Raw genomic sequence first — 10,655 nt, 5'->3', positions numbered from 1 at the left:
TGGGTTGACGTGGTTCGAGGCCTGCAACGTGCCATCGCTGACCTGAGGATGACTCGCGTGAAACCTGCTCACGTTACTGCCCTTTCTTGCTCCATGGTCGATTGCAGATTTGCGCAGGTTGGACAAGAGTGCCGCAGCACTGGCGTTGCCCGTGCCGAATCCTCTCTGGTCTGGTAGACACGGCCTCCGATCTGGCCAGGATGGCCCATCTATTCCCTAGCGGTGGGTTCGGCGCGATGTATGGCGAAGTCGAGGTNGCNGGCCAGCNGGAANGATCNNGCTGCTCAACGCCGGTACGAATCGATTCCTCGACCTTGTCTTCGGGGGAGGCAGGTTCGGTGAAAGTCAGCACCGGCAGCCTCACCATCGCTGGCGAGGGGACGCGCATCAGCAGCGGTGCCTACGGGGTGACAGGCAAGGGGGGCAGCGTGGAAGTGCATGCCACTGAAAATCTTTTGCTGCTCAACGCCGGCAGAATCGATTCCTCGACCTTGTCTTCGGGAGATGCAGGTTCGGTGAAAGTCAGCGCCACTAGCCTCACCATTGCTGGTCAAGGGACTCGNNTCNNCCGGCGTTGAGCAGCGAGATATTCCTGCTGGCGGCCACCTCGACGCTGCCCCCCCTGCCTGTCGTTCCATAAGCGCCGCTGCTGATGCCAGTCTCCGCAGAGCCTTGGCCATCGATGGTGAGACTGTTGGCGCTGATTCTCACCAATCCAGCATCCCCCGAGGACAAGGTCGATGAATCGATGCTGCCGGCGTTGAGCAGCTCGATCTTTCCAGTGGCCAGCACGTTTACGCTCCCCCCCCTTGCCCGTGCTGCTGGAGGAAGCACCACTGCTGATGCCCGTACTGTTCGCCGAGCCCTGGCCGTCAATGGTAATCTCTCCCGCACCGACCTTCACCGATCCGGCATCACCAGAAGCGTAGGTAGAGGAGTAGACCTGTCCGCCGTTGAGAATCTCGATCTTCCCTGCGGCTGCGACCTCCACGCTGCCCGCCTTGCCCGACGATGAGGTAGAGGAAGTGATGTATCCATCGTTGCGAATCCCGATATCTCCGCTGGCAAGGACCTCCACGCTGCCCGCCTTGCCGGTCGTTCCGAAAGCGGCACTGCTGATGTTGGCCCCCAGGCCATCAATGCTGAGGCTGCCGGTGATGACCTTCACCGAACCGGCATCTCCCGACGATGTGGTAGAGGAAGTGATGATTCCTCCGCTGTGAATCGCAATATGATCGCGGGCAAGGATCTCGACGCTGCCCGCCTTGCCGGTCGTTCCAAAAGCACCGCTGGCAATGCCGGCCCCCTCGATCGTGAGGCTGCCGGTGCTGACCTTCACCGAACCGGCATTACCCGACGATGCGGTGGAGGAAGTGATGAGTCCTTGATTGAGAATCTCGATATTGCCACTGGCCGCGACTTCGACGCGGCCAGCCTTGCCGGTGCTGCCGTCTCTGGCGACACTGAAAATCCCGGTCGAGCCACCTTCCCGCCCATCGATCGTGATGCTTCCCGCACGGACACCCACCACTCCGGCATTGCCCGATGACCAGGTGGACGACTCGATCAGCCCGCCGTTGACCAGGGCCATATTTCCGCTGGCGGCGACCTCCACGTGCCCAGCGTTACCTGTACTTTTGTCATAAGTGCCGCTGCGGATGCCAGCGCCATCGATCCTGAGGCTGCCGGCGCCGACCGTCAGAGAACCTGCATCGCCGGAAGAGAAGGTCGAGGAATAGAGGTATCCGCCGTTGAGAATCTCCAGCATTCCGGTGACCGCCACAGCCACGCTGCCCGCCTTGCCGGTCGTTCCATAAGCACCGCTGCTGATGCCGGTCCAGGGACCAGGGCCATCGATGGTGAGACTGCTGGCGCTGACCTTCACTGCACCTGCATCACCGGCAGAATAGCTGGAGGAATCGATATACGCGCCGTTGCGAACCGCAATGTTGCCAAGTGCGGCCACCTCCACACCGCCCGCCTTGCCGGAAGTCGCGGTATCCGATGCAATTACCCCGGCGCTGGTAAGCAAAATATCATTCGTTGCAGCGACGTCGAGATGACCGCCTTTTCCCGCTCCATTCTCTGTTCGACTTCTTATTCCCGTAAATCCGCCGTCCCCCGAATCAACCCGGATATTTCCGGCACTGACGGCAATGTTTCCGCCGTCGCTCCCGCCAGTGCCAAAGGTCTGGATCGTACCGCCGTTGACGATATCGAGATTGCCATTGGCCGGCCGCAGCTTCCCGGACAAGGAAACTTCCTGGGCTGGTTGCCCCACCGCCACCACCCGGAGGTCTCCGCCACCGGTAGTCACGAGGTTTCCATGGTCGATCCGGAGGTCACCCCCCGTAACGCTGGCCGGGTACGGCGACGACGGTCTGAGGGTAGTTCCACCATTGACGGTGATCGTCGCTCGCGTCGTCCCGAGGAAACCAAAAGCTTCCGGAGCGGCGCTGGAAAAGGTGCTGGCGGTCGTGGTATCGGCATGGAAATTGCCGTCGGGAAACTTCAGGTAATTGGCGGTGCTGACGTGCAAGGCCGCCGGCACATCGACGACCGCCCCCACACCGAAGGTCACCCCCGCCGGGTTGATGAAAAAGACATTGGGAGCGCTGCCGGAACCTCCTGGATCGAGGCTCAGCAAGCCATTGATCGCGGAAATCTGCCCGCCAGTGACGCGCGAAATGACATTGCTGGCAGGGGCATTGATCGTGAACACCGCACCATCACCATTCCCCACGCCGAACTTCGAGAAACTATGGAAGACATTGCCGCCTGCGCGCTGTCCGTAACTTTCGGGAATGGCGATTTTCTGGTAGGTCACCGCGCCTCTGGTCACCGTCCCCGATGGCGTCAGCGCCAGCGTCGGACCTGCCCCGATACTCCCGTCGCGGACGATGGTCGACGCCGACCGTGCCGGCAACGCGCAAAAGACCGCTGCCAGCAAGGCCACGACGGACTGCCAATGAGGTTTGCAGGGCATGGGCAGGTATATTCTCACAACCAGTTCCCGATCTTGCCGATACGGGGACAAACATGAAACACGACGCTATTTCAGGCTACTCCGGCAAACCATTCAGGAAATACAGACTCTCCAGCCGCGGCCCCGGTTTGCCGAGCATGCCGAACCAGCGATCATGGATCGCGTACATCTCGCGGCTGCGACTGAGGCGAGCGAGTTCGCGGTTCACTGCCAGGCGAAAGGCCGCGTCATTGCGGCGCATCATCAAGGCATAGGGCTCATAGGAAAAAGTCTCGGGACCGATCGACCAGTCATTCTGGCTGCCTGAATCGAGGGCGAGTCCGATCAGCAGCGATCGATCCGAGGCATAGGCCTCGACCTTTCCCTGCAGCATCGCCGCGATCCCCTGCTGGTGATCGCTGACCTTGACCAGCTCGGCAGCGACCTTGTACTCCAGCAGTGCCGTGGCAATCATCCGCTCGCTGGTCGTTCCGGCGGCGACGGCAATCCGCTTGCCGGCCAGGTCTTCGAAGCGCTTGATTCCGGCAGCCCGACGCGACAGGTAAGATCCGCCATCGATGAAGGTCAGCAGACTGAAATCGACTTCCTCCATGCGCGCTAGCGTAGTGGTGGTCGAACCACATTCGAGGTCGATCGCTCCCGACTTCAGTCTGGCAATACGCGTCTCCGGCGTCACCGGCACCCACAGCAGCTGCAGCTCGTCGAGGTCAAGCTGCTTGACGATCGCCGCCGCCACCCTGGTGCACAGGTCGACCGAATAGCCCCAGGGCTGATTGTCATCGCCAGTGTAAGAGAACGGTACCGAGCTCTCGCGGTAACCGAGTGCAATCGTCTTTGACGCCCGGATCTTGTCGAGTGTCCCGGCCGCCTGCGCCGGTACGGCAAGACCCAGGACCAGAGCCGTTGCCACCCACCGAACCCAAGGATGCAGCTTCATGAAACTCCTCCCAACGGTCATGACTTTTCCAGTCACCTACGATCATGGAAGTCATGGCCGTTTCCCTCACCCCCGACTCCTCTCCCGCAAGCGGGAGAGGGCAGGATTCGTGAATCGCGGACACGACTTTCACATTAACGGTCATGGCGAAGATCGCCACCCCAAATGAGGGGGCCGTGAAGCCATGATTCTGATCGATCGACGGTGATTTGAAAAATGTTTTTCCCAGGTTCGCCGGCCTGCCCCCGCTTACCTGCGGCCCGAGCCTCGCAACAAGGCTATACTTTGGCTCTGTGCCTCAAGGAAATCACCGACGATGAACTACCCGATGCGTATTACCACCCTGCTTCTGAACTCTCTCCTGATGGCTGCCCCGGCTCAGGCAGAAGAGACGCGTTACCTTGGCCTATGCGATGCTTCCGCTGCCGTTGCGCTCGGCGAAACGCACTTCGTCGTCGCTGACGATGATCGCCACGTCCTGACCATCTATCAACGCGGCAAGCCCGAAGCCGTGGCTTGCGTCGAGCTGCTCAGGAACAGCGGCGAGTGCTTGCCCAGGGCCAAGGCCACGAAATCGGACATCGAGGGTGCCGCGCGCATCGGCGACCGGATTTACTGGATTTCCTCGCATGCCCGCAACCAGGATGGCGAAATCAAGGCGCAGCGGCGGCAGTTCTTTGCCACCGACGTGCTTGCGAGTGCTGCCTCACCAACGGTCAGCGCGGCCACGCCGCCCTACACCCGGCTCATCGAGGACATCGCTGCCGATCCGAGGTTTGCAGTCCTCAGCACGGCCAGCAAGCAGGCGATCGATCCCGAAATGCCGGGCGGCCTGAACATCGAAGGCCTCACCGCGACCCCGGATGGACAACTCCTGATCGGCTTCCGCAATCCGCTGTCGGAAGGCAAGGCGCTGCTGCTGCCGCTGAGGAATCCGGCGGCAGTGATCGACCAGAAGGCAAGGCCGGTCTTCGGCGATCTGATTGCGCTCGATCTCGGCGAGCGAGGAATTCGCAGCATCGATTTCGTCGCCCCCCGCTTCGCGATCGTCGCCGGACCTGTTGGCGGCAAGAAAAGCGGCAAGGGTTTCGCCCTCTACATCTGGTCGGGCAAGGCTGCCGATTCGCCGCAGCGGGTCAAGAAGATCGACTTCGCTGACATGCACCCGGAGGCGCTCTTCGCGGCAGCCGGGAAAAACGAGATCTATGTGCTCAGCGACGACGGCAAGCAGTGCAAGGACACCAAGCCAGGCGAGAAATCATTTCGTGGCTTTTCCTTGACCTTGCCTGACCCGGCCCACTGATCAGCCTTGGGGATTCGCAGGGAATCCTGGCGTGTGGGAGGTGGGCTTCGCAGGCGCAGCCCCGCTACGACACTAGCGCATCGCATCACACCAGCTGCGCTACTGCCAGGCAGCCAGGAATTCCTGCCAGTGCGGTTTGCCAATCTGTCCCAGTGCGGCTCGCACCAAGGCAATCTCCTGCTCGTATTCGGCACACGAAATCTCGCCGCGCAGCAGGCGAAAGCGCACGCAAACCAGGTAGGTGTTGAGTGCGTCGGTCTCACAGTAATCGCGGATTTCAGCGCTCCGGCCCGCCTGCCATGCGCCCCACACCTTGCTGCCATCCATGCCGAGCTTGCCGGGAAAACCGATCAGCTTGGCCAGTTCGTCGAGCGGCACGCTGGCACGTGGCTGATACATCGCCAGCAGGTCCATCAGGTCCAGGTGGCGTGTGTGATAGCGGCTGATGTAGTTGTTCCATTTGAATTCGCGGCTGTCGGCGTAGTCGCCGTCACCGAGGTCCCAATAGCGCGGCGCGACCACCCCGTGCATCAGGCCGCGATAGTGCAACACCGGCAGGTCAAAACCACCGCCATTCCAGGACACGATCTGCGGCGTGAATTTTTCGATGCCGTCGAAGAAGCGTTGAATGATTTCGGCTTCACCCTGCTCGGGTTCAGCCAGCGACCACACGCGAAAATCCTTGCCGACCCTGAGCGCGCAGGAGATCACTGCGACGCGTTGCAGGTGCAGCGGCAGGAAGTCGTTGCCGCTGGCAGCGCGGCGCTGCTGAAAGGCAAGTTCCGCCACCTCGTCGTCGGAAAGCGCCGTGTCCAGGCCATGCAGGCGGCGCAAGCCCTCGACGTCCGGGATGGTCTCGATGTCAAAAGCGAGAACCGGCTTCATGCGTTCAAGCGGGAAAGACCCCGGTCGACAGATAACGATCCCCGCGATCACAGACGATGCTGACGATCGTCGAGTTCTCGACTTCGCTGGCAACCCGCAGGGCGACGACCAGGGCGCCACCCGACGAGATGCCGGCGAAAATGCCTTCTTCGCGTGCCAGGCGGCGGGTCATTTCTTCTGCCTCGTTCTGCCCGACCGATTCGACGCGATCGACACGCGAGCGGTCGAAGATCTTCGGCAGATAGGCTTCCGGCCACTTGCGGATGCCGGGAATCTGCGAACCCTCCTCGGGCTGGCAGCCGACGATGCAGATGCCGGGGTTCTGTTCCTTGAGGTAGCGTGACACCCCCATGATCGTCCCGGTAGTGCCCATGCTGCTCACGAAATGGGTGATTCGCCCGGCCGTCTGGCGCCACAGCTCGGGGCCGGTACCTTCGTAATGTGCCAACGGGTTGTCCGGGTTGGCGAACTGATCGAGGATGATGCCACGTCCTTCGTTGCGCAGGCTCTCGGCCACGTCGCGCGCCAGTTCCATGCCGCCATCCCTGGGCACCAGCACCAGTTCGGCACCAAAGGCACGCATCGTCTGCCGGCGTTCGATGCTCTGATTTTCCGGCATCACCAGAATCATCCGATAGCCGCGCACCGCCGCCGCCATGGCCAGGGCGATGCCGGTATTGCCCGAAGTGGCCTCGATCAGGGTATCGCCGGGCTGAATGTCGGCACGCTGCTCGGCGCGCGCGATCATCGACAGCGCCGGTCGATCCTTGACCGAACCGGCCGGGTTATTGCCTTCCAGTTTGGCCAGAAGAGTATTGCCGCGAGTGTCGTTGGCGACACCCGGTATACGTTGCAGACGCACCAGTGGTGTTTCTCCGACGTAGTCTTCAAGGGTCTTATGCATGCTCGCTCAGCCAGTTAACGTATTCTGCAACGCCTTCCTCGACGCTGGCAAACGGGGCATCATAGCCCGCCTTGCGTAGCCTGCTGAGGTCGGCTTCGGTGAAACTCTGGTACTTGCCCTGGAGATCCACCGGAAATGGAATGTATTCGATCAGCCCCTGTTGCACCAGTTCAGCGAGCGACAGTGCCGCCTCTCCGGACAAGGCACGACAGGCATTGACGCTGGCCCTCGCCAGATCGTTGAAGGGCTGTGCGCGGCCGGTACCGACGTTGAAGATTCCCGACTTCTCCGGATGGTCGAGAAAAAACAGGTTGACGCGCGTGACATCGCCGACCTGCACGAAATCGCGTCGCTGCTCGCCATCGGCATAGCCATCGCAACCTTCGAAGAGCTTGACCTTGCCCTGGCTGCGGAACTGCTGAAAATGATGGAAGGCAACCGAAGCCATGCGTCCCTTGTGCGATTCGCGCGGACCATAGACATTGAAATAGCGGAAACCGACGACCTGCGAGTTGAATGAACCGGCGACGGCAAGGCGCTGCCGGACCACCTGATCGAACAGGAACTTCGAATAACCGTAAACATTCAGCGGTGCTTCGTGCGATCTTTCCTCCCGGAAAACGCCTCCGCCACCGTAGGTCGCCGCGCTCGATGCATAGAGCAGTTGCACTTCCTGGTCCAGGCACCAGTCGAGGAGGCTCAGCGAGTAACGGTAGTTGTTCTCCATCATGTAGCGGCCGTCGCTCTCCAGGGTATCGGAACATGCTCCCTGGTGGAGAATGGCATCGACGTCGCCGTCGAAGTCCCCAGCCAGCAGGCGGTCGAGGAATTCCTGTTTGTCGATGTAATCGGCGATGTCGCAATCGACGAGGTTGCGGAACTTGTCGGCCCGGCTCAGATTGTCGACGGCGATGATCCTGCGCACGCCGCGTTCGTTGAGCCCCTTGACGAGATTGGAACCAATGAAGCCGGCTGCGCCGGTAACGATGGTGTACATGGATTTACCTCACTTGAGTGCCGCAGCCAGCTCGTGATGACTGACCACGGCGGTGCCGAGCTTGCCGACGACGACGCCGGCCGCAACATTTGCCACCCGTACGGTCTCCGGCCAGGCCGCGCCGCACGCCAGCATCACTGCCAGGGTGGCGATGACCGTGTCGCCGGCACCGGAAACATCGAAGACCTCTCTTGCCACGGCCTGCTCGTAGATCGCCCCGCCAGCATGGAAGAGCGACATCCCTTCCTCGCTGCGCGTCACCAGCAAGGCTTCGAGTTCCAGATCGCTTCGCAGTGCCTGGGCCTTACGCGCCAGCTCGCGGTCGTCGTGCCAGCGACCAACCACCTCGCGCAACTCGGCGCGGTTCGGCGTGACGATGGTCGCACCCGCGTACTTGGAGAAATCGTCGCCCTTGGGATCGACCAGAACCTTCTTGCCGGCCGCGCGCGCCAATCGGATCATCTCGCCGATGTGCGTCAGGCCGCCCTTCCCGTAATCGGAGAGGATCACCGCGTCGCATGCAGGCAGGCGCGCTGCAAATTCGACGAGCTTGGCGCGCAACACCTCATGCGAGGGCGCAGTCTCAAAATCGATGCGCAGCAGTTGCTGTTGCCGGCCAATCACGCGCAGCTTGACTGTCGTGCTGATCGCGGCGTCGAGATGCAGGCTGGCATCGATGCCACTTGCTGCCAGCAGCCTCTGCAGGCTGCGACCGGCTTCATCGTCGCCAATCACCGACAGCAGGGCAACCTGCGCACCCAGGGCAGCAACGTTGCGGGCGACGTTGGCGGCCCCACCAGGGCGCTCTTCGCTGCGGTCCACCTTGACCACCGGTACCGGCGCCTCGGGCGAGATGCGTGTCACCTCGCCAAACCAGTAGCGATCCAGCATCACATCGCCGACAATCAGCAGCCTCGCGGCCGAGAGATCAGGGACGCGCATCGCGGCCACTTCCGGAACGGCGGGATCGGCTCATGAGGCGAATGCACCCCGTATCGCGTATGGCGACTGGCAAATTGAACTCCTAAGGTGTGAGGTCGAATTCTTCGGTGCGCTTCGGCGAATAGGTCTCCCAACCGCCACAGGCAGGACAGCGCCAATAGAACTGACGTGCCTTGAAGCCGCAATTATCGCATCGATAGCGGGCCAGGCGGCGTGTATAGCCCTGCACGATCCCTTTGGCCAGATCGAGATCGGGGCGGCTCTCCGGTGGTGCAATCAGCAGTCGCGCCTCCAGCAACTTGTCGAAACCGAGCAGGGTCGGATTACGCTTCAATTCATCGCGCACCAGCTTGTACGCCGCATCCGGCCCATCGCCCTCGAGTACCAGTTGAAAAACCACGTCGAGCAGGTCCAGCGAAGGGTAGTGCTCAAGGTAACCGCGCAACAGTTGCAGGCCCTTGTCGCGACGATCGAGCTTGCGAAAAGCGTCGAGCAGGCGTTGCGCGACCAGCGCCAGGTACGTGGGATCCTGCTGTTCGATGCGTTGCCAGGATTCGATCGCTGCGAGCGGCTGATCCTGCTGGAGCAGGATGTCGCCCTGGAGCAGGCTGGCGCGAACGCATTTACGGTTGCGCTCCAGCGCCGTCTGCAGGTGGCCGACCGCCAGATCACAGCGCGAGCGAATCAGCTCGGCAGCAGCCAGTTCGCAGTGATACTCGGCGATTTCCTTGTGTGACGCGTAATCGGGCAGTTCCGAGGCGATCGCAATCGCTTTCCCCCAGTCCTTTTCAAGCTGATAGATCTCGAGCAGGTTGCGCTTCGCGTCTTCGGCCAGTGGCGAATCGCGCAGCTTGTCAAAGATTTCTTCGGCGCGATCGAGCAATCCGGCCTTGAGAAAGTCCTGTCCGAGTTCCGCCAGCGCCTGCAGTTTCAAATCCTGCTTGAGATCCTCGCGTTCGATGAGGTTCTGGTGCATGCGGATGGCGCGTTCGGTCTCGCCGCGACGACGGAACAGGCTGCCCAGCGCAAAGTGCAGCTCGATGGTCTGGGGATCGATCTTGACAGCCTCGACAAAGGCCTCGATGGCACGGTCCGGCTGTTCGTTGAGCAGGAAGTTGAGTCCCTGGAAATACGAACGCGGCAGCGTTCGCGACTCCTGCACGAGATGCCGGATATCGATGCGTGCCGCGGCCCAGCCGAGCCCGAAGAACAGGGGAAAAAGCAGTAGCTGCCAGTATTCGAACTCAATCATGGTGTCGACTGGTTCTTGATGACGAACGCGCACACGGCAAAGCCCATGACAGCGCATGCATTGATCCACCTCCCACAAAAAAACGGGCGGCAACTCTCGTCACCGCCCGTCATCCGCCACGGCCTGAGCACTCAGATCGAGTCCACCGCGTCTATATCAACCAGAGCGCCGTCGACGCGTTCCCGCAATTCCTTCCCGGCCTTGAAGTGCGGAACCCATTTTTCCGGAACCTCGACCTTGTCGCCGGACTTGGGATTTCGCCCCACTCGCGGCGGCCGGTAGTTCAGGGAAAAACTCCCGAAGCCGCGAATCTCGATGCGGTCACCCTGGGCCAGGGCCTCCTCCATCGCAGCGAGAATCATCTTTACCGACAGATCCGCATCCTTGGCGACCAACTGCGGGAAGCGCTCGGCCAGTTGGGCGATCAAATCCGACTTGGTCATTCGCTA

At 61.4% G+C, this 10,655-nt stretch carries 9 protein-coding genes; 1 reads left to right on the top strand and 8 read right to left on the bottom strand.

Annotated features, from left to right (window positions below; translation table 11 throughout):
- Window positions 1-550: 550 nt before the first annotated feature.
- Window positions 551-2,986 (bottom strand): two-partner secretion domain-containing protein, encoded by a 2,436-nt coding sequence (locus E4Q08_RS12165; RefSeq protein ID WP_169070572.1) that lies wholly within the window; start codon window positions 2,984-2,986, stop codon window positions 551-553.
- A gap of 76 nt (window positions 2,987-3,062) precedes the next feature.
- Window positions 3,063-3,923 (bottom strand): amino acid ABC transporter substrate-binding protein, encoded by an 861-nt coding sequence (locus tag E4Q08_RS12160; protein WP_034914858.1) that lies wholly within the window; start codon window positions 3,921-3,923, stop codon window positions 3,063-3,065.
- 316 nt (window positions 3,924-4,239) lie between these two features.
- Here E4Q08_RS12160 and E4Q08_RS12155 point away from each other — a divergent pair, with 316 nt between their 5' ends.
- The gene (locus tag E4Q08_RS12155; protein ID WP_169070571.1) at window positions 4,240-5,226 is read left to right on the top strand and encodes a DUF3616 domain-containing protein; all 987 of its coding nucleotides are present in this window, start codon (window positions 4,240-4,242) and stop codon (window positions 5,224-5,226) included.
- Window positions 5,227-5,325: 99 nt separating this feature from the next.
- Here the strand turns inward: E4Q08_RS12155 and E4Q08_RS12150 are convergent, their stop codons facing one another.
- The 6 genes from E4Q08_RS12150 to E4Q08_RS12125 all read right to left on the bottom strand — a co-directional run bounded on the left by E4Q08_RS12150 (window position 5,326) and on the right by E4Q08_RS12125 (window position 10,649).
- A complete protein-coding gene (locus E4Q08_RS12150) occupies window positions 5,326-6,111 on the bottom strand; it encodes a 3'-5' exonuclease (protein ID WP_169070570.1) in 786 nt (261 codons plus the stop codon).
- Between the two features lie 4 nt (window positions 6,112-6,115).
- The gene (cysM, locus tag E4Q08_RS12145) at window positions 6,116-7,015 is read right to left on the bottom strand and encodes a cysteine synthase CysM (RefSeq protein WP_034915194.1); all 900 of its coding nucleotides are present in this window, start codon (window positions 7,013-7,015) and stop codon (window positions 6,116-6,118) included.
- Window positions 7,008-8,012 (bottom strand): ADP-glyceromanno-heptose 6-epimerase, encoded by a 1,005-nt coding sequence (gene rfaD, locus E4Q08_RS12140; RefSeq protein ID WP_034915197.1) that lies wholly within the window; start codon window positions 8,010-8,012, stop codon window positions 7,008-7,010. Before rfaD ends, cysM begins: the two co-directional genes overlap by 8 nt.
- Before the next feature lie 9 nt (window positions 8,013-8,021).
- Entirely contained in the window at window positions 8,022-8,954 is a 933-nt protein-coding gene (gene rfaE1 / locus E4Q08_RS12135) for a D-glycero-beta-D-manno-heptose-7-phosphate kinase (protein ID WP_169070569.1), read from the bottom strand.
- Between the two features lie 82 nt (window positions 8,955-9,036).
- Complete coding sequence (lapB, locus tag E4Q08_RS12130) at window positions 9,037-10,206, bottom strand: lipopolysaccharide assembly protein LapB (RefSeq protein ID WP_211203401.1); 1,170 nt, start codon at window positions 10,204-10,206, stop codon at window positions 9,037-9,039.
- Window positions 10,207-10,337: 131 nt separating this feature from the next.
- A complete protein-coding gene (locus E4Q08_RS12125) occupies window positions 10,338-10,649 on the bottom strand; it encodes an integration host factor subunit beta (protein ID WP_034915199.1) in 312 nt (103 codons plus the stop codon).
- Window positions 10,650-10,655: the final 6 nt, after the last annotated feature.

It is taken from the genome of Candidatus Accumulibacter contiguus (assembly GCF_012940005.1).
GTDB lineage: Bacteria > Pseudomonadota > Gammaproteobacteria > Burkholderiales > Rhodocyclaceae > Accumulibacter > Accumulibacter contiguus.
This window is presented reverse-complemented; position numbering and strand designations above follow the sequence as displayed.

Excerpts from the sequence above, each read along its gene's own strand:
- rfaE1 (WP_169070569.1), bottom strand. The coding sequence starts at position 8,954 with ATGCGCGTCCCTGATCTCTCGGCCGCGAGGCTGCTGATTGTCGGCGAT.
- rfaD (WP_034915197.1), bottom strand. The coding sequence starts at position 8,012 with ATGTACACCATCGTTACCGGCGCAGCCGGCTTCATTGGTTCCAATCTC.
- cysM (WP_034915194.1), bottom strand. The coding sequence starts at position 7,015 with ATGCATAAGACCCTTGAAGACTACGTCGGAGAAACACCACTGGTGCGT.
- lapB (WP_211203401.1), bottom strand. The coding sequence starts at position 10,206 with ATGATTGAGTTCGAATACTGGCAGCTACTGCTTTTTCCCCTGTTCTTC.
- E4Q08_RS12155 (WP_169070571.1), top strand. The coding sequence starts at position 4,240 with ATGAACTACCCGATGCGTATTACCACCCTGCTTCTGAACTCTCTCCTG.
- E4Q08_RS12125 (WP_034915199.1), bottom strand. The coding sequence starts at position 10,649 with ATGACCAAGTCGGATTTGATCGCCCAACTGGCCGAGCGCTTCCCGCAG.
- E4Q08_RS12160 (WP_034914858.1), bottom strand. The coding sequence starts at position 3,923 with ATGAAGCTGCATCCTTGGGTTCGGTGGGTGGCAACGGCTCTGGTCCTG.
- E4Q08_RS12150 (WP_169070570.1), bottom strand. The coding sequence starts at position 6,111 with ATGAAGCCGGTTCTCGCTTTTGACATCGAGACCATCCCGGACGTCGAG.